The sequence below is a fragment of the Streptomyces sp. CA-249302 genome, from assembly GCF_050936785.1.
Lineage (GTDB): Bacteria > Actinomycetota > Actinomycetes > Streptomycetales > Streptomycetaceae > Streptomyces.
This window is the reverse complement of the sequence record NZ_JBNJMG010000001.1, coordinates 2,129,955-2,151,932: the sequence shown is the minus strand read 5'-3', so window position 1 is coordinate 2,151,932 and position 21,978 is coordinate 2,129,955. Positions and strand designations below refer to the sequence as shown.

Annotated in this window: 13 protein-coding genes; 9 read left to right on the top strand and 4 right to left on the bottom strand. The window is 72.4% G+C overall.

Annotated elements, in window-relative coordinates:
* Positions 1-14: 14 nt before the first annotated feature.
* The 8 genes from ACQEWB_RS09640 to ACQEWB_RS09605 are packed head-to-tail and all read left to right on the top strand — an operon-like array spanning position 15 to position 12,754.
* Entirely contained in the window at positions 15-551 is a 537-nt protein-coding gene (locus ACQEWB_RS09640; RefSeq protein ID WP_432829086.1) for a phage baseplate assembly protein V, read from the top strand.
* A gap of 22 nt (positions 552-573) precedes the next feature.
* Complete coding sequence (locus ACQEWB_RS09635) at positions 574-909, top strand: hypothetical protein (protein WP_432829084.1); 336 nt, start codon at positions 574-576, stop codon at positions 907-909.
* The gene (locus tag ACQEWB_RS09630; protein ID WP_432829082.1) at positions 906-1,295 is read left to right on the top strand and encodes a GPW/gp25 family protein; all 390 of its coding nucleotides are present in this window, start codon (positions 906-908) and stop codon (positions 1,293-1,295) included. Before ACQEWB_RS09635 ends, ACQEWB_RS09630 begins: the two co-directional genes overlap by 4 nt.
* Positions 1,292-4,426 (top strand): putative baseplate assembly protein, encoded by a 3,135-nt coding sequence (locus ACQEWB_RS09625; RefSeq protein ID WP_432829080.1) that lies wholly within the window; start codon positions 1,292-1,294, stop codon positions 4,424-4,426. Before ACQEWB_RS09630 ends, ACQEWB_RS09625 begins: the two co-directional genes overlap by 4 nt.
* The gene (locus ACQEWB_RS09620; protein ID WP_432829078.1) at positions 4,423-8,121 is read left to right on the top strand and encodes a putative baseplate assembly protein; all 3,699 of its coding nucleotides are present in this window, start codon (positions 4,423-4,425) and stop codon (positions 8,119-8,121) included. Before ACQEWB_RS09625 ends, ACQEWB_RS09620 begins: the two co-directional genes overlap by 4 nt.
* Positions 8,121-10,250, top strand: coding sequence for a hypothetical protein (locus ACQEWB_RS09615; RefSeq protein ID WP_432829076.1), 2,130 nt, complete (start codon positions 8,121-8,123; stop codon positions 10,248-10,250). The genes ACQEWB_RS09620 and ACQEWB_RS09615 overlap by 1 nt, the downstream gene beginning before the upstream one ends.
* A gap of 54 nt (positions 10,251-10,304) precedes the next feature.
* Positions 10,305-11,855 carry a DUF6519 domain-containing protein gene (locus tag ACQEWB_RS09610; RefSeq protein ID WP_432829074.1) on the top strand — a complete coding sequence of 517 codons (1,551 nt, stop codon included), beginning with the start codon at positions 10,305-10,307 and terminating at the stop codon, positions 11,853-11,855.
* Positions 11,855-12,754 (top strand): peptidoglycan-binding protein, encoded by a 900-nt coding sequence (locus ACQEWB_RS09605; protein WP_432829072.1) that lies wholly within the window; start codon positions 11,855-11,857, stop codon positions 12,752-12,754. The genes ACQEWB_RS09610 and ACQEWB_RS09605 overlap by 1 nt, the downstream gene beginning before the upstream one ends.
* A gap of 43 nt (positions 12,755-12,797) precedes the next feature.
* Here the strand turns inward: ACQEWB_RS09605 and ACQEWB_RS09600 are convergent, their stop codons facing one another.
* The 4 genes from ACQEWB_RS09600 to ACQEWB_RS09585 all read right to left on the bottom strand — a co-directional run bounded on the left by ACQEWB_RS09600 (position 12,798) and on the right by ACQEWB_RS09585 (position 20,383).
* On the bottom strand, positions 12,798-14,168 hold the full coding sequence (locus ACQEWB_RS09600; RefSeq protein ID WP_432829070.1) for a M1 family metallopeptidase: 1,371 nt from the start codon (positions 14,166-14,168) through the stop codon (positions 12,798-12,800).
* Positions 14,169-14,245: 77 nt separating this feature from the next.
* On the bottom strand, positions 14,246-18,112 hold the full coding sequence (locus ACQEWB_RS09595; RefSeq protein ID WP_432829068.1) for a Pls/PosA family non-ribosomal peptide synthetase: 3,867 nt from the start codon (positions 18,110-18,112) through the stop codon (positions 14,246-14,248).
* 274 nt (positions 18,113-18,386) lie between these two features.
* On the bottom strand, positions 18,387-19,967 hold the full coding sequence (locus tag ACQEWB_RS09590; protein ID WP_432829066.1) for an MFS transporter: 1,581 nt from the start codon (positions 19,965-19,967) through the stop codon (positions 18,387-18,389).
* Positions 19,964-20,383: a DUF3291 domain-containing protein gene (locus ACQEWB_RS09585; RefSeq protein WP_432829064.1), complete on the bottom strand. Its 420-nt coding sequence runs from the start codon at positions 20,381-20,383 to the stop codon at positions 19,964-19,966. The genes ACQEWB_RS09590 and ACQEWB_RS09585 overlap by 4 nt, the downstream gene beginning before the upstream one ends.
* Before the next feature lie 295 nt (positions 20,384-20,678).
* Here ACQEWB_RS09585 and ACQEWB_RS09580 point away from each other — a divergent pair, with 295 nt between their 5' ends.
* Positions 20,679-21,971, top strand: coding sequence for an NAD(P)/FAD-dependent oxidoreductase (locus ACQEWB_RS09580; RefSeq protein WP_432829062.1), 1,293 nt, complete (start codon positions 20,679-20,681; stop codon positions 21,969-21,971).
* Positions 21,972-21,978: the final 7 nt, after the last annotated feature.

Below are 21,978 nucleotides of genomic sequence, written 5' to 3'. Positions count from 1 at the left end.
AGGAGCAGTTCAGCATGGCGGTACCCAGCAATCGCTACCTCGGCAAGTTCCGCGGCCGGGTCGTCGACAACAACGATCCGCTGCGGATCGGCCGGATCACCGTCGAGGTCCCGGACGTCCTCGGCGACGAGCCGTCCACCTGGGCGCTGCCCTGTCTGCCGTTCACGGGACCCGAGGCCGGGCAGTTCGCGGTGCCGCCGCCGGGCTCCGGGGTGTGGGTGGAGTTCGAGCAGGGAGATCCCAGTTTCCCGGTGTGGACCGGGTGTTGGTACGGCTCCGCCGAGGAGCTGCCGCCCGACGCGCGGCGCGAGCTCCAGGCGAACTCGCCGAACAAGCCGGTCGTCGTGCAGACGCCCGGCGCGCACAAGCTCGTCATGAACGACACCGCGGGAGCCGAGCAGGGGATCCTGCTCCAGGCCCAGGGCGGCGCGTACATCCGCATCACCAGGGAAGTCGTCGTCATCGCGAACGGCGCGGGCGCCGAAATCCTGCTTCAGGGCGATCACGTCACCATCAACCAGGGCCAGTTGACCGTTCGGTCGAAGCGCTAGCAACAACGGGGGAGAAGAGAAGTTGTCCGGGAGTCTGCTCGACGCGAGCGCCGTGATCGGCTGCCCGCACGGCGGCCGTGTCAGCGCCGCCACCACACCCTCCGGCGGCGTGCTCGTCGGGGGCACCGCCGTCGCCACGGGCGCGCACGCCTACGTCGTCACCGGCTGCCCGCACACCGTCGCGGGCCGGCCCACGCCGTGCGTCTCGGTCCGCTGGACCGCCGACGGCAGCGGCGTCACGGTCGACGGCGCCCCCGTGCTGCTCGACACCTCGGCGGCCCAGTGCTTCACGGCGGCCTTGGTGCCGCAGGGGCCGCCCGTGGTCCAGGCCGCACAGCGAAAGGTCACCGTCCGATGAGCCGCGAAACACGTCAACGCCCGCGCAGCGACCTCGCGTTCCCCTTCCACGCCGACCGCCGCGGCCGCACCGCACACGCCGGCCACGCCGAACACGTCCACGACCTCATCGAGCAACTGCTGTTCACCAGCCCGGGCGAGCGCGTCATGCGCCCCGACTTCGGCTGCGGACTTCTCGACCTGGTCTTCGCCCCCAACAGCCCCGAGCTGGTCAGCACCCTCGAACTCTCCGTGCAGGCCTCGCTCCAGCGCTGGCTCGGCGACCTCATCGACGTCGTCGCCCTCGACGTGATCAGCGACGAGAACACCGTCCGGGTCTACCTGTCGTACGTCCTGCGGGCCACCGGCACCCGGACCGACGACGTCTTCGAGGGGAGGACCGCATGAGCACCGCCACCTCCCGCCGCTCGAAGGTAAGGGCCGCCCAGCTCAACGGAGTCGACGCCGTGGAGGTCGGCGACGACGGGCTGCTGCTCACCGTCACCTTCCTCGGCAAGGCCCCGCACAGCCTCGGCCCCGAGAACGTCCGCATCGACGGCGGCCGCCGTGTCACCGGCATCACGGCCCTCGACGTCAGCGTGGAACGCGAGGAGGACCCGGAGCTCGACGACCGGCTCTACGTCACCCTCGACCGGGCCGGCGACACCTCCCGCTACCGGTTCGCCCTGGTGGAGACGGACCCCTACGGGCGTCCCGGCACCGAGCCGTACCGCGGCTTCGACCAGCGCTACCACTCCGCCGGCTTCTCCTTCCGCCCCGACTGCCCAACTCCCTTCGACTGCAGGGGAGACGGGGAGACCCTCCAGGAGTTCCCGGCCGCTCCGGTCGTCGACTACACCGCCCGCGACTACGAAACCATCCGCAAGCTGCTCCTCGACCGGCTCGCGCTCACCACCCCCGACTGGCGCGAACGCAACCCCGCCGACCTGGGCGTGGCGCTGGTCGAGCTGCTCGCCCACACCGGCGACCAGATCAGCTACCAGCAGGACGCGGTGGCCACCGAGGCCTACCTGGACACCGCGCGCCGCCGCGTCTCCGTACGCCGGCACGTCCGGCTCATCGACTACGCGATGCACGACGGATGCACGGCCCGGGCATACGTCACCGTCCGAACCGCCGGCGACACCACGCTCGCGTCGGGCACCTTCCGTTTCGCCTCGGTCGACGTCCGCACCCTCGACCCGCACGACCGGCCCGAACCCGGCACGGTCATCGACGAGAACGACCTCGGCGACCTGGACGAGCGCGGCTCGGTGGAGGTCTTCGAACCGGTCGTCGCCGCCGACCCGTTGGAGCTGCGCACCGCCCACAACGCGATACGGCTGTGGACGTGGGGCGGCGAGGTCCGCACCCTGCCGAAGGGGGCCACGGCCGCCACCCTGCGCGACGAGTGGGACGACCCGGAGACCTGCCGGGACCGCCGACTCGCCCTGAACCCGGGCGACTTGCTCATCCTTGAGGAGGTCAAGGGCCCGCGGACGGGCACCCCCGGCGACGCCGACCCCGCTCACCGGCAGGCGGTCCGGCTGACCTCCGTCACCCCGGCCGTCGACCGCATCGAGGACCAGCCGGTCCTGGAGGTCACCTGGGCCGCCGAGGACGCCCTGCGCTTTCCGCTCGGCCTCACCACCCGCGGCGGCCGGGACTGCCTGCCCGTCGAGGACGTGACCGTCGCCCGAGGCAACGTCGTTCTCGTCGACCACGGCCGCACCCTCACCGGCCTCCCCGAGACGACCGTCGTACCGCCGGAGCCGGCCGTCGTACCGTCCTGTGACCAGCCCGCCTTCGGCTGCTACGACCGCGAAGAGGGCAACGCGCCCGCGCGGCTGATCAACTCCCTCACGAACAAGGCGGAGAGCGGCGAAGCGCTGGTCCCCGACGACGTCCGCGAGCTCTTCGCGGTGGTCGGCGAGGCGGCGACCGTACGCGCCGGAATCGGTCTGGAGCGGGCCGGGCAGCGGCACGTGGGGGTACCCCCGGCCGGAGGCTGGGGGAGGGTGGTGCCGGGGACGGCGTACGCCCAGGCCGCCGCCCTTCGTACCCTGCTCGCGCAGTCCGTCTACCCGGGGATCAGGCCCCGCTTCCGTCCCGTCCTCGGGCGCTCGCCGGTCGTACAGGCGGTCGCCTTCCCGGACGCCCAGGTCGTGGCCGCCGGGCAGGCCGAGCGGATCGCCGCCATTCCGGGGCGGTTGCGGCAGCGGCTCGTCGAGCTGTGGCGCAGCGCCCGTGACCGGAACGGGCTCGGTGACGAGGAGATCGGTGAACTCGCCGTGATCTTCGGCCTGAAGGTCCTGGAACGGTTCGAGCTGCGTGCGCATCCGGTGCGTGCACTGCGTGAACTCCTGCACAAGAGCGACGAGTTGCTCGACGGGAAGCTGCGCCGGGTCGAGGTCCTCGCCTCCCGTGCCCGCGCGGGCACGGTGCTCGACGGACACATCGCCTGGGAGATCGCGCACAGTTGGGGTCCGGTGTACGCCGTCGGACTGCACCCGGAGGAGCCGGTGCTGAGGGGATCCGCGACGGCCGCGCTCGCCCAGGACCCGCGCCGCGCCCTGCCCGCCGTACGCGTCGAGGACGGCGAGCTCACCTGGCAGCCCCGCCGCGACCTGCTGCACAGCGCCGCCCGCGACCGGCACTTCGTCGGCGAACTGGAGGACGACGGCCGCCTCGCCCTGCGCTTCGGCGACGGCCGGCACGGTACGAAGCCGACGGCGGGCGCGCGGCTCGCGCTGCACTACCGGCTCGGCGGCGGTATCGCGGGCAACGTCGGCGCGGAGGCCATCAACCACCTGGTCATCCGGAGCGACCGCGAACAACCGCCCGCCGCGACGGTCCGCAATCCACTACCGGCCACCGGCGGCACCCGACCCGAACCCGTCGAGCAGGTACGGCAGTTGGCCCCACTCGACCTGCGTCGCACCCGCCTTCGCGCGGTCACCGCGGACGACTACGCGGCCCTCGCCGCCGAACTCCCCGGCGTCCAGCGCGCCGCGGCCGACCTCCGCTGGACCGGCAGCGTCCAGGAGGCGCACATCGCGATCGACGCGTACGGCGGCGGCACGCCGTCGGCCGAACTGCTCGCCCGCGTCGAGCAGTCCCTGGAGACGTACCGGCGTATCGGCCACGACCTGGTGGTCGGGCCGGCCCGCCTTGTACCGCTCGACATCGCGCTGAGCGTGTGCGCCGCGCCCGGCCATCAGCACGGGCAGATCCTGGCCGAGCTGTACCGCGTGCTGGGGAGCGGCCGCCTGGCGGGCGGGGGGCTCGGGTTCTTCCACCCGGACGCGCTGACCTTCGGCGAGCCCGTACGGCTCAGCCGGATCGTCGCCGTCGCGGCCGCCGTACCGGGCGTGCAAAGCGTCCAAGTCACGCGCCTGCGGCGGCTGTTCGAGCAGGACCGAGGAGAGAGGGAGGACGGCGTGCTGCCGCTCGGCCCGCTGGAGATCGCCACCTGCGACAACGACCCGGACCGGCCGGAGAACGGCCTGCTGGCGATATCCCTGGGAGGCGCGCGATGAGCGACGAGCGCGTTGCGCCGACGCCGGTGCACAATCCGCCGGGCCGTACTGCCCTCGACTACCGCGTCGGCGAGTACGGGTCCTTTCTGGCCGCCCTCCTCGACCGGCTCGCCTCGCCCGCGTACCCGGCCCTGGACGGGCTCACGGTCCGGACGCCGGACGATCCGGCGATCGGGCTGCTCGACGCCACGGCTGTGCTGGGTGACCTGCTGACCTTCCACTCCGAGCGGATCGCCGACGAGGCGTATGTCCGTACGGCCAACGAGCATCGGTCTCTGGTGCTGCTCGGGCGGCTGGTCGGGCATCGGCCGCGGCCGGGGGTGGCGGCCAGTACGTATCTGGCGTACACGCTTGAGCGCGATCCGCGGGCCGAGACGCTGCCCGTGCTGATTCCGCGGGGGGCGCGCAGTCACAGCGTGCCCGCCTCCGCGGACGAGGAGTCGCTGACGTTCGAGACCGGGCGGGATCTCACGGCTCGGTGGGACTGGAACGAGCTCAAGGTGCGGCGGCGGAGGCCGTCGTTGGTCACGCCGGAGGATCTGGAGCGGCGGTCCGAGTTGTTCGTGGAGGGCACGGGCAATTCGCTTCAGACCGGTGACCAGTTGCTCTTCGTGTTCGGGGAACAGGCCGGTGGGGAGCGGAAGTTGCTGCCCGTGGCCGGGGTGCGGGTCGATCGGGACGATGACGTCACCGCGCTGACGCTGCCGAAGTCCGCGCCGCCGAGCTTGAAGGAGCTTGTGGACGAGGTGCGGCGGTGGATCGCCGAGCCCGCGGTGCCTGGGGAGCCGGGGGATGAGCCGCCCACGCCGGACGTGCCCAATCCGCGGCCGGTGAGTCGGTTGGTCGAGGACTTCGAGGATCAGGTCCTCGCTCCGTTGCGAGACCGGCTGGATGGGGTGAAGACCCCTGAGAGCCTGGCAGCGGTGCTGGTGGAGCCGGTCGAGCGGCTTGGTGAGGCGGAGGTTCTGGCTGAGCCGTGGCCGGACGTGTCCGGGTGGTTCGAGCAGTTGCAGGCGGTACTTGAGGAACTCAGCCGTCGGGCAATGGAGTTGGTGCCTGCGCAGAGCGCGCAGGAAGGGGCCGGGACGGGGGGTCCGGCGGGTGCGGCGCCGCGGGGGCTTGTCGCGCAGTTCCCCGCGCCCCTCGAAAGCGATGCCCGGAGCGCTGCTTTTCAGGCGCTGGCCGCTGTTCTGCCCGCCCTGCGCGCCTCGACGCCGGTCGCCCCGGGCGCAGCTCGGCAGGCCGACACTGATCCCGCTCGTCTCCTTGCCGCCCTCGACCCCGGCCTCGGCAGCCTCTATCCGGCCTGGCGCAAGGCGGTGGCCGTCGGGGCGACCCCGCTCCTCCGCGCGCTGCTCGCCATGCGCGTAACCGCCGCTCCCTTCGGCGCCACGGCCCCACTCAAGCCCGTCCAGGACGAGCAGGGGCGGGTCATCCGGTCCGCTGACTGGCCGCTCACCGGGGCCGTGCTGACCGGGATGCGGGTCGTGTACGACACCGCGGCCAAGGTGGCGGTGCGGGCCGAGTTCCAGTACGTCGAGGGGAACAGTTCCGATCAGCGGGCCGTGACCCTGCCGCTCTCCCAGCAGGTGAACTTCGCGCTCGGGCCGGGGCAGGTCGAGCTGTCGACCTCGCAGGAGCCCGGCGTCAACGTGCGGTTGCGTGCCGGGCTGCCCGAGTGGGCGGTGTTCGTGTCGCGGCCGGACGACGACGGTCTGGTGCGCGTCCGGATCGACGACGGCACCGCCCAGGAGATCCCGCTGCGGCCCGGTGTCCCCGAGCAGTTCACCCACGGCGAGTACGAGGTGAGCCTGCGCTACACGGTCGGCAGTACCGAGCCCAACGTCGAGATCGTCATCGCGAGCAAGCCCGCGCCGGTCAACCGGAATGTGCTCCAACTCGACAGCGTGCACACCGGCATCAACGTCGGCAGCTGGGTCGCCGTCCAGCGGCCCGCGAAGGGCGCCCCGGGCGGCATACCCGGCGACGCCGGGCTCGCCTTCGTCACCACACAGGTCAGGGCGGTGCGTGTGGCGGCGTACACCAACTACGGGATCACCGGCCGCGGTACCGAACTCACCCTCGACGAGGCGTGGTTGGACGAGTTCGACGTACTGCTCTCGCACATCCGGGACACGACCGTGTACGCCGGCGGCGAGCCGCTGCGGCTCGCGGACGAACCCCTGGGCGAGGAGGTGCACGGCAATCGGATCGAACTCGCCGAGTTGTACGACGGGTTGAGGGCCGGGCGCACGCTCGTCGTGAGCGGGGAGCGCAGCGACATTCCGGGAACGCCCGGTGTCACCGCCACCGAGGTCGTCACGGTCGCCGCCGCCGATCCGGCCGTCGACCCGCAACTGCCCGGCGACCACGTCCACACCCGGCTCACCCTCACCACCGACCTCGTCCACCGCTACCACCGGGCGACCGTCCGCATCCAGGGCAACGTCGTCGAGGCCACCCACGGCGAGAGCCGCGAGGAGGCCATCGGCAGCGGCGACTCCGAGCGCACCAACCAGACCTTCGCGCTCTGGCAGTCCCCGCTCACCTGGCTCGCCGACGACAACCCCCTCGGCGCCACCCCGGTGTTGGAGATCCGGGTCGACGGTGTGCGCTGGCACGAGGTCGACAGCCTCGCCGGACGCGGCCCCGAAGAGCGGGTGTACATCACCGGTTCGGCCTCCGACGGGCGTACGACCGTGACCTTCGGGGACGGCGTTCACGGGGCGCGACTGCCGAGCGGGCACGAGAACGTCCACGCCCGGTACCGGTTCGGCACGGGGAAGGCCGCCAACGTCGCCGCCGACCGGGTCACCCAGCCGCTCACCCGCCCGCTCGGCGTCACCGCCGTCACCAACCCGCGCCCGGCGACCGGCGGTGCCGATGCGGACGGGCCGGGGCTGACCCGCCGCACCGTCCCCCTCGCGGTCTCCGCCCTCGACCGGCTCGTCTCCGAGGCCGACTACGAGGACTTCGCCCGCTCCCGCGCCGGCATCGGCCGGGCCGTCGCGCGCGAACTCTTCGACGGGCGGCGGCGCGTGCTGCATGTGACCGTCGCCGGCACCGACGACGTACCCCTCGGCGACGAGACCCTGCAACCCCTGCGGGCCGCGCTCACGGAGTACGGGGACCCGGGGCTCCCGGTCCGCGTGGACGCACGGGAACTGGTGCTGCTGCTCGTCGCCGCCAAGGTGAAGGTCGCGCCGGATTATGCCTGGGAGTACGTCGAGCCCCGGCTGCGGGCCGCGCTGCTGCGCCGACTCGGCTACGAGGGACGGGAGTTGGGGCGTCCCGCCCGGCTCTCCGACCTCCTCGCCACCGCCCACACCGTGCCCGGCGTCGACTACGTGGACGTCGACGTCTTCACCGGCGTCCCCGCCTCCGCGACCCCCGAGGAACTCGCCGCCCTGCTCACCGACCCCGGCGAGCCGAAGTCCGCGGTGCCGGCGCGCGAGGCGGCGTACGACGAAAAGGTCCACACGGTGACGGACGCGGACGGCGAGACGCTCTCGTCGGTCTGCCACGAGTACGGCATTCCGCTCGCCCGACTCCTGCGCCTCAACCCCGACATCACCGACACCCGACGCCTGTCCAAGGGCCGGTCGGTGTACGTCTTCCGCGGCATCCGCCCCGCCCGACTCGCCCTGCTCTCCCCGAGGGCGGCGGACACCCTCATCCTCACGGAGGTCAAGTGATGTCCCCGGACGTGCAGTTCGACACCGCAGCGCCGGTGGCATCGCGCGAACCCGACGGGCTCGCCGCGCTGCTGCCCCGCTGGTACCTCCTGCGTGACGCCGAGGAGGGCGAACCGCTGCGTGCGCTGCTCGCGGTGATCGCCGAGCAACTCGACCGGGTGCGCGACGGTGTCGCCCAGGGCTACGAGGATCTGTTCGTGGAGACGGCGGCGCCCTGGGTGCTGCCGTACCTCGGCGATCTCGTCGGCTATCGCACGCTGCCCGGCTACGAGCGTGTTCTCACGACCGGTCTGCACGACGGCGGGCGGGCCGCGCTGGCCGAGGCCGTCGCGCCGCGCGCGGACGTCGCGGCCACGGTGGCCAACCGGCGGCGCAAGGGCACGCTGCATCTGCTGGAGGAGATCTCCGAGCAGGTGGCCGGGTGGCCCGCGCGGGCGGTGGAGCTGTCGCGGCTGGTCGCCCAGAACCAGTCGGTGAAGCTGTACCGGGACACGGGACGGGGCCAGACTCCCGACCTCCGGGACGGCTCCGCGCTCGCGCTCCAGGGCGGGCCCTTCGACACCACGGCCCGTACGGTCGACGTCCGTCGCGCCAACTCCCGGCGCAGGCAGGCAGGTTGGACTCCGGCGGGTGTCGGTCTCTTCGTCTGGCGGCTCAAGGCGTACTCGCTGACCTCGTCTCCCGCGTACTGCGTCGACCGCGCCCGCAACCTCTACACCTTCTCGATCCTCGGCAACGACAGCCCCCTGGTCACCAAACCGGTCCCGGAGCCGTCGCCCACCCACACCGCCACCGTCGACAACGTCCCCGCCTTCATCACCCGGCGCCTGCTCCACGACCGGCTGCTCGACTACTACGGCCCCGGCAAGAGCTTCGTGATCCGGCGCGACGGCGAGGACAAGCCCGTACCGCCGTCCGACATCGTGGTCGCCGACCTGTCCGACTGGCGCTACCGGCCCAGGCGCGGGCAGATCGCCGTCGACCCGGAACTCGGGCGGATCGCGTTCGGGTCGCGGTCGGCGCCCCGGCAGGGCGTGTGGGTGGACTACCACTACGCGTACGGCGCCGACATGGGCGGCGGCGAGTACGAGCGGCCGGATCGCGTGGAGCGGCCCGACGCCGTCTTCTACCGGGTGGGTCCCGGGCAGCCGTACCGCCAGATCATGGACGCCTACCGGGCCTGGCAGAGCGAGCGCGGCCCCGGGCGGACCGGGATCATCGAGATCACCCACAGCGGCGCCTACCAGGAGCAGCTGGACTTCGACCTCGATCCCGGCGACCGGCTGGAGCTGCGCGCGGCCGAGGGGACGCGGCCGGTGATCCGGCTGCTCGACTGGTACAGCAACCGGCCCGACGCCCTCAACATCCGTGCGGTGGAGGCGGATTGCGCTCCTTGCGATCGGCCGCGGATCGTGCTTGACGGGCTGCTCGTGGCCGGTCGCGGGATAAATGTCACGGGTCCGATGGGGGCCGTCGTGCTGAGGCACTCCACCCTCGTGCCCGGCTGGTCCCTCGAGCCCGAGTGCGAGCCGCACTCGCCCGAGGAACCCAGCATCGTCCTGGAACGCACCACCGCCTGCCTTCAGGTGGAACACAGCGTCCTCGGCACCATCGAGGTCATCGGGGACGAGGTGAGCGAGGACCCCCTGGACATCCATCTCCGGGACAGCATCCTGGACGCCACCGGCCACGACCGTGAGGCCCTCTCCGCCCCGGACTGCCGGCACGCGCACGCCGTGCTCCATGTGCACCGCACGACTGTCATCGGCGAAGTGCACACCCATGCGGTGGAGTCGGCCGAGAACTCCGTCTTCACCGGGAAGCTGCACGTGGTCCGGCGCGGAATCGGCTGTCTGCGGTACTCGGCCGTTCCGGCCGGTTCACGCACACCGCGGCGCCATCGCTGCACCGACGTAAGGCCGTTGTTCTCGGCCGTGCGCTACGGGACGCCCTGGTACGGGCAGTTGGCCGACCGCTGCCCCGAGGTGATCCGGCGAGGCGCGGACGACGGCGCCGAACTGGGCGCCTTCCACGACCTGTACCGGCCGCAGCGCGAGGACGGGCTGCGCGCGCGGCTCGCGGAGTACACGCCCGCGGGCACCGACTCCGGGATCTTCTACGTGACTTGAGCAGTGCCGCCGTACGACACACCCGCAGAATCCTGAACCAGGGGGACCCCCTTCATGCACGCTGATCTCTCCCGACTCACCTTCCGGCCGGAGCGGCACTACTCCGCGGTCGTCGCCCAGCAGGGCCGCGTCCAGCTCGACGCAGACACCAACGAGCAGACCGCGATCCAGCTCCACCAGGCGCGTACGCTCGCCGCCGACCTGATCGGCCGCTACGGCGGGCCGCGCGACGCGGCGGGCTTCCGTATCGAGTACGTGGGCGGCAGGCACGACATCGACACGCTGTACATCCACGGCGGGCGGTACTACGTCGACGGCATCCTGGTCGACGCGGACCGCCCGGCGCCCGGGGTGCCGGTACCGGACGAGGACGCGGAGGAGCAGGACTCGGCGCCCAACCCGCCCTCGTACTGGACCTATTGGGACCAGCCCGACGCCTTCCGCGATCCGGAGAAGCCCGGCGACCGGCTGCCCTCTCCCGCGCAGGCGCCGTTCGTGGTCTACCTGAACGTCTGGGAGCGCTCGGTCGGCGCGGCCGAGGACCCGGCGCTGCGCGAGGTCGCGCTCGGCGCGGCGATGCCGGACACGGCGGCCCGGGTGAAGGTCCTCTGGCAGGTACTGCCGCTCTCCCTCTCGGAGTTGGCGATCGAGGACGCCGACCCGTCGAAGGAGGTCGTGCGCGCGGCCTTCGAGAAGTGGGCCAGGGGACAGGCGCTGTCCTCCGCCCGGCTGGCCGCCCGCAGCGAGCGGCCCGACCATGCGGACGAGGACCCCTGCCTGGTCAGGCCCGACGCCCGGTACCGCGGACCGGAGAACCAGCTCTACCGGGTCGAGGTGCACGCCGGCGGCGAGGCGAAGGACGCGACCTTCAAGTGGTCCCGGGAGAACGGGTCCGTGGTCTTCCCGGTCGATGAACTCGACGGCACATGGGTGCAGTTGGCGTCGCTCGGGTACGACGACAAGCTGGACCTCGACGTCGGCGACCACGTGGAGTTCACGGACACGGCGTACTCCTCGCGGCTGGAGGCCCTGCCGCTGCTGCGAGTCGAGGAGCTGGACCTGCCGGGGCGGCGGGTCCGGCTGTCCGCCGAGCCCGACGCGGGTGTCGGGCGGCTGCCCCACCTCAACCCCTTCCTGCGCCGCTGGGACCACCGCGAGGGACCGAAGCGCAAGGGGCGGACCTCCGCGCTGAAGGGCGGGGCGCTCAAGGTCGAGGAGGGGGAGTGGCTGCCCCTGGAGGACGGCGTCGAGGTGTACTTCGCCAAGGGCGGCGCCTACCGCACCGGCGACCACTGGCTGATCCCCGCCCGCACCGCCACCGGCAGCGTCGAGTGGCCCGCCGACCCGGCCCGCCGGCCGCTGCTCCAGGGGCCGGCCGGCGTCACCCGGCACCTCGCCCCGCTCGCACTGGTCAAGGGCGAGGAGAGCGCCGTCGACCTGCGGCTCGCGTTCGGACCGCTGGCCAGCAGCATCCCGGCCGCCGACGAGGCGAGCCTGGCCGCCGAGGCCCAGGCACGGCGCGAGGAGGCGGCGGCTGAGGACCCCTCGCACGGGAGGTCGCAGACCACGGCCGAAGCGGAGGCGACGGCGGAAGGAGACAACTGATGGCCACGCCCCTGAGCGCGTCCAAACTGCTGGAGATCCTGCGTGCGGAGGGCCTGACGGTCCACGAGGTGCGCAAGTGGCGTACCCACAACCGCAATACGAAGGGCCCGTGGGGTCCGGTGAACGGCGTGATGATCCACCACACCGTCACCTCGGGCACCGAGAACTCCGTGAACATCTGCTACAACGGCTACTCCGGGCTGCCCGGCCCGCTGTGCCACGGCGTCATCGACAAGAAGGGCGAGATCCATCTCGTCGGCAACGGCCGTGCCAACCATGCCGGGTTGGGCGACAGCGACGTGCTGCGCGCGGTCGTCGACGAGTCGAGGCTGCCGCACGACAACGAGGCCGACACCGACGGCAACCGGCACTTCTACGGCTTCGAGTGCATCAACCTCGGTGACGGCAAGGACCCTTGGCCCGAGGCGCAGAAGGAGGCCATCGAGAAGGTGTCCGCCGCGATCTGCCGGCACCACGGGTGGAGCGAGCGGTCCGTCATCGGGCACAAGGAGTGGCAGCCGGGCAAGCAGGACCCGCGCGGCTTCACCATGGACGGGATGCGCAAGCGGATCGCCGAGCGGCTGGCGGGCAGGGGCGGCGGGAGCGGGGGCGGCAAGGAGACGGACCCGAAGCCGACGCCGACCAAGCCGTCGTACGCGCCCTTCCCGGGCGGCGGGTTCTTCCATGCCGGCCAGAAGTCCGCGGTGATCACCGCCATGGGCAGGCGGCTGGTCGAGGAGGGGTGCGACCACTACGAGGACGGGCCCGGCCCCGAGTGGACCGACGCCGACCGCGAGTCCTACAAGGCCTGGCAGCGCAAGCTCGGCTTCAAGGGCAAGGACGCGGACGGCATCCCGGGCAAGGTCAGCTGGGAGAAGCTGAAGGTGCCGGCGTCCTGAGGGGCGTGGCCGGGCGGGGCCGAGCCCGGCGGCCCGCTCCCGCCTACGCCGATTCCGCGTTCGTCGGCGGATGCGTCGGCCGCGCCGGGATCTGCGTCGGCATCGGAGGCAGCGCCGCGCCGTACACCCAGGCGTCGAACAGGTCGTTCAGCGGCTCGTCCGCGTAGCGGCCCGCGTGCGCGGTGAACGTCGTCGTCGTGACGGCGCCGCCCCGGTGCAGGCCCGCCCAGCCGCGCAGCATGCGGAAGAAGGCGTCGTCGCCCAGCGCGCAGCGCAGCGCGTGCACGGTGAGGCCGCCGCGCTCGTAGAGCCGGTCGTCGAACATCGACTTGCGGCCCGGGTCGGCCAGCCGCAGGTCCTGCGGCTGAGCGGACAGCAACCGGTGCGCGGCGGCCGCGAATTGCTGCGCCGAACGCCCGCCCGAGCGCTCCGACCACAGCCACTCGGCGTACTTGGCGAACCCCTCGTTCAGCCATATGTGCCGCCAGTCGGCGATCGTCACGCTGTTGCCGAACCACTGGTGCGCCAGCTCGTGGGCCACCAGCCGCTCCGAACCCCGCGCCCCGTCCACGTGGTTGGCGCCGAACAGCGACAAACCCTGGGCCTCGACCGGGACGTCGAGCTCCTCCTCGGTCACCAGGACCGCGTACTCGTCGAACGGGTAGGGCCCGAACAGCTCCTGGAACAGGTCCATCATCTGCGGCTGCCGCGCGAAGTCCCGGGAGAACTCCGGCAGCAGCTGCGCCGGGATGTGCCCGTGCTGCGGCACCCCGCCGGGACCCGGATCGCCCAGCAGCACCGTCTGGTACTTGCCGATCGCCAGCCCGACGAGATAGCTGGAGGTGGGGGCCGCCTGTTCGTACACCCACGTTGTCGTGGACGCGCGGGTCGTACGGGTCAGCAGCCGCCCGCCCGCCACCACCTGGTACGCGGACGGCGTGGTGACCGAGATCTGGTACGAGGCCTTGTCCGCGGGCCGGTCGTTGCACGGGTACCAGGACGGCGCCCCGATCGGCTGGCTGGCCACCAGGGCCCCGTCCTCCAGCTCCTCCCAGCCGAGCCCGCCCCAGGGGCTGTTGACCGGCTTGGGGTTGCCCGACCAGTGCACCTCGACGGTGAAGGCGGCGCCGGGGCGGACCGGCTTGGCGGGGCGGATGCGGAGGCGGCCGCCGCGGTGCGTGTAGTGCGGCTGGCGGCCGTCCACCCGGACCCGGCCGATCTTGAAGTCGGCCAGGTTCAGGGTGAATTCGGCCAGCGGCGAGCGGCCCGCGATCGCGTTGATCCGCGCCGAGCCCGCGAGTCTGTTCGGGCCCGGGCGGTAGTCCAGCGTGAGCTCATAGCGGTGCACCCGGTACCGGGAATCACCGTGGTCCGGGAAGTACGGGTCCGCCCCCGCCGACTGCTGGACTGCCACTGCCGTTTCTGCTCCCTGCGCTGCGCTGCCACTCCATGACGCCGGTGCCCCGTTCACCGGTTCCGAGTGGCCCGCGCTCAGGGTCGCCATGCCTCGATCGGGTTACCGAGCCAGCGCGTGTCGTCCGGGACGGACTCCGCGGCCATGACGAGCGACGCGGGACCCAGGGTGGTACGGGCCCCGATCGTGCTGCCGGGCAGCACGATCCCGCCAGGGCCCAGCGTGGCGCCCTCACGGAGAACAACAGTATCCGTCCGCAAGATCCGGTCGTGGAAGAGGTGGGTCTGCAGGACGCAACCTCTGTTCACGGTGGACGCGTCCTCCAGGGTCACCAGGTCGGTCTCGGGCAGCCAGTAGCTCTCCACCCACACGCCCTTGCCGATCCGGGCGCCCAGACCGCGCAGCCAGCCCGTCATCAGCGGCGTACCGGGCACCGAGCCGGCCAGCCAGGGCACGGCCACGACCTCGACGAAGGTGTCGGCGAGCTCGTTGCGCCACACGAAGCCGCTCCACAGGGGGTGCTCACCGCTGCGGTGCCGCCCCACGAGCAGCCACTTCGCGACGATCGACACCAGGGCCGCCGTCACACCGGTCGTCAGCAGCACCACGCCGGAGAGGAGGGGAGCCCAGGGCCCGAGCAGGCAGAGCAGCGCCACCGTGCCGACGGCGAGCGCCGCCGAGCAGAACACCGGCACGATCCGGAACAGCTCGACCAGTCCACGCGCCCACAGCAGCCGGGCCGGCGGGTCGTACGTCAGGCTCTGGTCGCCCGTCTCGGCGTTCCGCGGCAGCTTCACCGGCGGCAGACCCAGGTAGGAGCTGCCCTTCTTCGCCTTCTTCGGTGTGGCGGACAGCACACCCACGAGCCCGCCGTCCGGGACACTGCGGCCCGGCGCGGTCATCCCGGAGTTCCCGAGGAAGGCCCGCCGCCCGATCTCCGCACGCCCGATCCGCAGCCAGCCGCCACCGAGCTCGTACGGCGCGGTCAACGTGTCGTCGGCCAGGAACGCGCCCTCGCCGACCGTGGTGAGGCTCGGCAGCGCCAGCACGGTGGACACCTCGGCGCCCCGCCCGATCTTCATCCCGAGCAGCCGCAGCCAGACCGGCGTGGCCAGCCCCGCGTACAGCGGGAAAAGGGTCTCGCGGGAGCGGTCCATCAGCTGGGTGACCGTCCAGGCCTGCCAGCCGATCCGGCTGTGCGTGGGGTGCGTGCCCTCGCGCAGGCCGAGGCTCAGCAGCCGGACGCCGACCAGGATCAGCAGCGCGTACGCCGCCCCGAACGCCAGCGTCGCGGGGACCAGGGCGAGCGCGGCGCCCTTCAGGGGCGCGTCGGCGTCGATGAACGCACGGGCCACCAGGAAGGCGGCGGCGCCCGCCAGGAGCGGCAGCGCGGAGAGGGCGAGGCCGGTCAGGCCGTACATCACCCGCCAGTACGTGCCGCGCTGCGGGCGGTGCTTCGGCCAGTTCCGCTTGGCCTTGCCGAGCTTGACCGCAGGTGCGCCGGCCCAGCGCTGGCCGGTCGGGATCTGCCCGGTGACGGCGGAGCCGGGGGCCACCTCGGCGCGCTTGCCGACGCGGGCGCCCGGGAAGAGCATGCTGCGGGTGCCGACGGTGGCGTGCGCGCCGACCTTGACCGTGCCGATCTCCAGCCGGTCGCCGTCCAGCCACCAGCCGGACAGGTCGACCTCGGACTCCACGGCCGCACCGCGGCCCAGCTTGAGCAGGCCGGTGACCGGCGGCAGCGAGTGCAGGTCGACGTCCTGGCCGACCTTGGCGCCCAGGGCGCGCGCGTACCGCTCCAGCCAGGAGCCGGTCAGCGAGGTCGCCCCGGTGAACTCGGCGAGCCGCTCGGCGGCCCACAGCCGCAGGTGGACGCTGCCACCGCGCGCGTACCGGCCGGGCTCCACGCCCCGCAGCAGCAGTCGGGCGCCGCCCGCGGCGACCGCGAGCCGGCCGGGCGGGGTGAAGAGCACGAGCGCGCCGGCCGCGAGCGTCCACCAGGGGGCGGTGGGCAGCCAGGAGTACGCCGGCAGCAGGTTCCCCAGCGCGGCCAGCGGGATCGTCCAGCGCAGGCCGAGCAGCGTGAAGAGCGGGACCAGGAGCAGCAGCTGGAGCACCTTGGCGCGGACCGGCACCGGGGCGATCGTGCGCTGCGCGCCGTCGTCCTGGGTGGATTCCTCCAGGTGGCGGGCCAGCTTGCGCAGGGTGGGCTTCTGGTAGATGTCGACGACGGCGGCGCTGGGATAGCGGGTGCGCAGCCTCGTCGTCAGCTGGGCGGCGGCCAGGCTGCTGCCGCCGATCGCGAAGAAGTCGTCACGGGCGCTGGTGATCGGGATGCCGAGGACTTCCGTCCACTGCTCGGCGAGCCAGGCCTCGGTGCCGTACAGCTGCTCGGCCGGGCCGCCCGTCTCCAGGCCCTCCAGGGGCCACGGGAGGGCGTTGCGGTCCACCTTGCCGGAGGTCCGGGTCGGGAGGTCCTCGACGGGCGCCAGGAGCGGCACGAGGGCCGCGGGCAGCTCGGCGCGGAGCTTCTCGACGGCGGCGGCCTGGTCCCAGCCGTCCTGGGTGACGACGTAACCGACGAGGAGCTGGTTGCCGCTGCGGGCGGTGCGCACGGCGGCCGCGGCGCCCTGGACGCCCGGCAGCGCCTGGAGGGCCGCGTCGACCTCGCCGAGCTCGATACGGCGCCCGCCGAGCTTGATCTGCTCGTCGGCCCGCCCCAGAAAGACCAGCCCCTCGGGCTCGGCCTTGACCAGGTCACCGCTGCGGTACGCCCGCTCCCAGCCCAGCGACTCCAGCGGCGCGTACTTCTCCGCGTCCTTCTCGGCGTCGAGATACCGGGCCAGACCGACCCCGCCGATCACCAGCTGCCCGCTGTCGCCCATCGGGACGGGCTCGCCGGCCTCGTCGACGACGGCCAGCTCGTAGCCGTCAAGGGGCAGCCCGATCCGGATCGGCTCCTCGCCGGACATCAGCGAGGCACAGGCCACGACGGTCGCCTCGGTCGGCCCGTACGTGTTCCAGACCTCGCGACCCTCGGTGACCAGCCGCTGCACCAGCTCGGGCGGGCAGGCCTCGCCGCCGAAGATCAGCAGGCGTACGTCGTTCAGAGTCTCCGGCTCCCACAGGGCCGCGAGCGTGGGCACGGTCGAGACGACGGTGATCTCCTGCTCGACCAGCCAGGGGCCGAGGTCGGCGCCGCTGCGGACCTGGGAGCGCGGCACGGGCACCAGACAGGCGCCGTAGCGCCAGGCCAGCCACATCTCCTCGCAGGACGCGTCGAAGGCGACGGACAGGCCCGCCATGACCCTGTCACCGGGACCGATCGGGTCCTCGGTGAGGAACAGCGCGGCCTCGGCGTCCACGAACGCGGCGGCGCTGCGGTGCGAGACGGCGACGCCCTTGGGCTTTCCGGTGGAACCGGACGTGAAGATGATCCACGCGTCGTGCTCGATGCCCGGGCGGGCGGCGGGGACCTCGCTGCGGCCGGTCACGGTGAGTTCGTGGGCGGCGCCGACGACGGCCCGCACCTCGGCCTCCCCGAACACCAGCTCGGCCCGCTCGTCCGGGTCCTCCGCGTCCACGGGGACGTAGGCGGCGCCGGCGGCGAGAACGGCGAGGATCGCCACGTAGAGGTCGTTGGTGCCGGAGGGGACCCGGACACCCACACGGTCCCCGCGGCCGACGCCGGCCGCGTCGAGCCGGCGGCGCAGCAGCTCGACCTCGCCGGCCAGCTCCCGGTAGGTCAGCTGGACGGAGCCGTCGTCGAGGGCGAGTTCGTCCGGGCAGGACCGGACGGACGCGTCGAAGATGTCGACGAGCGTGCGCGGAGAGGCCGCCTGACCTCCCGAAAAGCGTGCGGTGTCGCCGAACTGCTGGTGGATCTCAGCGCTGAGCTCTTCGTCGAGCAGGCCGAGAGCGTTGCTCTCGTGTATGGCTGCCATCGGTCCTCGCGTCTCGATCCCGGAAGCCTCCGGGGCGCTGGCGGGCCCGCAGGTCTGCCTGGGGTTGTCCTCCTCCAGCTCCGTAACAAGCCGGAAATTTTAGTACGACGCTAGGTTCCTGCAGTGTGTTCGGCCACTCGGGAGGTCCGATCGGGCGCGGCGGCAGCCCACTTCAGCCCCTCTGACCTGGTGATCTCCCCTCCGGAGAGAGATGGCCCACACTCTGCGTGAGGGGAGGTTTCCGCAGGGTGTTGAAGGGGTGTCCGCCTGGTGACTAAGGGGTGTTGGGGGAGCGACGGGCCAGGAGTACAGCCGCGAGAAGTGCCGCTACGCAGGAGACTCCTGCGACCACCCAGAGCGCGCTGTGGACACCCTCCGTGAACGCGTCCCCGACCGCGCCCGTGATCTGCGGTGAGGAGCGTCCGGAGGAGTTCCCTCCGCTTCGGGCCACCTGGACGACCTGGTCGATCACCGGGGGCGGCAGGTGGTGTTCGGCGAGGTGCGCGGGGAGCGTGTTCAGGAAGCGGACGGCCAGTACGGCACCCAGGATCGCCGTCGCGAGCACCGAACCGATCTGCCGGAACGCCGTCACCGCCGAGGAGGCGGCGCCCATCTGCGGGCCCTCGACCACCTCGAACGCGGCCGCCGTGGAAGGCGCGACCACCAGACCACTGCCCAACCCCGCGAGCACCAGCCCGAGGGCGGTCACCCCGTAGGAACCGTCCGGCTGTTGGCGCAGCAGCACCAGGGCGGCGGCCGTGGTGACGAGCGAGCCCGCCGCCAGCAGCCGGCCCGCGCGGACCCGGCCGGCCAGGCGCTGTGCCGTGGCCGTCGCCGCCACGAAGGCGAGCATCGCCGGCAGCAGTCGCATACCGGTGCCCAACGGCCCGAAGCCGCGCACCCGTTGCAGGAACAGCACCTCCAGGAAGACGACACCGACGAACACGAACAGCGCGGCCGCCGCGACGCACAAGGCCGCCGTGTAGCGGGCGTTGGCCATCATCCGCACGTCCAGCATCGGCACGGCCCGGCGGCGCTCGGTCAGGATCAGCGCCGTCAGCGACACCGCCGCCACCGCGAGCACGGCGACCACGACCGGGTCGTCGTATCCCGCCCTGCCGCCCACGGCTATTCCGTAGACCAGCGTGGACAGGCCCAGCACGGCCCAGAACTGGCCCGGCAGGTCCAGTGGCCGGTCCGGCACCCGGGACTCCTTGACCGCGTACAGCGTCACGGCCACGGTGAGCAGTGCCAGCGGCGTGTTCACCAGGTACACCGCCCGCCAGCTCCAGGTCTGGAGCAGGGTGCCGCCGAGGAGGGGGCCGACGGCGAGGCCGACGCCCGAGACCGACACCCAGATGGCTATGTAGCGCAGCATGCGCGGGAGGTCGACGAAGAACGTGGTCGTGATCAGGGCCAGGGAGGTGGGCAGGACCAGGGCGCCGCCCAGGCCGCTGACGCCCCGTCCGACCAGGACCTGCGGGTAGGTGTGGGCCGTCGCCACGACCAGGGAGCCCGCCGCTATCAGGACCGTGCCGACGACGAACACCCGGCGCCGCCCGAACCGCTCGCCCAGCGCCCCGCCCGACAGCACGCAGGCCGCGACCACCAGGGTGTAGGTGCTGGACACCCAGCTCAGGTCGGCGGGCGCCACCCGCATGTCGACCTGGAGCGCGCGCAGGGTGGAGATGGCCGCGGTCACTTCGATGAACGACATGAACAGGCCGAGGCAGGCGGCCAGGAGGACCAGACGGCCCTTGGGGACCACCGGTGCCGGCGGGGCGCCGGTCGGCGCCGTGCCCATGGCGCTCGTCCCGGACTCCGTGCCGTCCGATTCGGCCGAGACCGTGCTCATGTCGCCTGCGCCTCCTTCTCGGCCTGCTCGGCGAGGCGGCGCTGGGCCTCGTCCCAGGTGATCGGGAGCCGGTCGCGCTCGCTGTCCCAGAACACGAAGACCGAGCCCTTCATGCCGGGGCGCAGCCCGCGCACGCTCTTCGCGTGCGGGTCGGTCCGGGCGAACGCGTCCAGCGCCTCCTGGTCGCGCCAGGCCGACAGCGTCCAGAACGTCCGCTTCAGCGGCTCCGCCTTCAGCGAGGCGCCGAGCACTCCCGGCGACCTGCGCACCTGCTGGAAGACCACCAGCGACAACAGGAAGAACTTCGGCACGCTCAGCAGCGAGCGCAGCTCCAGCCGGGAGGCCATCACCAGCGGTGGCCCGGCGGGCGGCGTCTCGTCCTTGGCCGTGCCGGGCATCCAGGGAATCGTCGGCATGAAAGGTCTCCTCGACGGGACGGTCGGGGCGGAGTGGTCGGACACACATAAGAGGCCGCGAGCGCCGCGTTTCGTACACCCCCGCAGGAGTGAATTCCGGTCGTATCGGAGCCTTCGATAGCCGAAGTCCGCCCGCCGATGAGCCGATTGACCCCGATTTCCGGCCCGGCCTACGGTTCTTGTGCGCCGTCCGCAGGGCACCGCCGCGGACCGCCAACCCACTCAGAGGTATCAGCCCTCTGCGCCTCACCGTGACCGTTCCCGAGAACTGTTCGAGCCGAGGTGCAGCCCTGTCATGACCACCCGTGTCGCTGTCGTCGGAGCCGGGATCTCCGGACTCTCCGCCGCCCACCACCTGCCGGACGACGTCGAAGTCACCGTGTACGAGAGCCAGGACCGCCCCGGCGGTCACGCCCACACCGTGGAAGTCGACGAGGGCGGCCGCACGATCGGCATCGACACGGCCTTCGTGGTCTTCAACGCACGCACCTACCCCGAGCTCACCGCCTTCTTCGAGAAGCTCGGCGCACCCGCCCTCGACCACACCGGCGGCTTCGACTTCTTCGACCTCGACCGCGGACTCGACTACGGCACCGCCGAGTTCGAGCTGACCGAGGACGAGATCGCGGCCCGCTACCCGGCCGACTTCCTCCCCCTGTGGCGCGACGCCGAGCGCTTCCACCGCGAGGCCCCCCGCGACTTCCTGCGCAAACGCACCGACCTCTCCCTCGGCGACTACCTGGACCGCGGCGGCTACAGCGACGCCTTCAAGTACGGCTATGTCGTACTCCTCGCCACCGCCGTCTGGTCGGTCCCGGCCGAGCTGATCTGGGAGATGCCGGCGACCACGGTGATCGCCTTCTTCATGTCCCACGACCCGGGCGGCCTCGGCGGGCGTTCGGTGGCCTGGAAGACCGTCTCCGGCGGCAGCATCGAGTACGTCCGCCGGGTCGTCGCCGGCATCAACGGCAAGGTCCGCACCGGCGCCGAGGTGACCCGGGTGCGCCAGGAGCCGGACGGGGTCGTGATCGGCACGGCCGCCGGCGAGGAGCGGTACGACTACGCCGTACTCGCCGCGCACGCCGACCAGACCCGCGCCGTCCTCGAACACCCCACCCTGCGTCAGGCGGAGATCCTCGGAAAGGTCCGCTACAGCGCCACCCGGGCGATCCTGCACACCGACCCGTCGAGCATGCCGCCGAGCCGCGACCGCTGGCAGAGCTGGAACTACGGCCTCAAGACCGTCGACGACCGCCCCCGCACTTGGGTCGCCTACTACATGAACTCCCTGCAGGGCTTCACCGCCGAGCAGGACTACTTCGTCACGCTCGACTCGCCGATCGCCCCGCGCGACGAACTCGTCGTGCGCGAGCTGCCGTTCACGCACCCGGTCATCGACCTGGAGGTGCGGGCCATGCAGCGCACGATCTACGACGTCAACGCGCCCGGCGGCCGGGTCAAGCTGGCCGGCTCCTACTTCCACGCGCCGCGCATCGGCGTCGACCTCATCGGCTCCCACGAGGCCGGATTCGTCTCCGGGCGCAAGGCGGCCGAGGCCGTGGCGCGCGAGATCCGGACCCGTCACTGAACGGCAC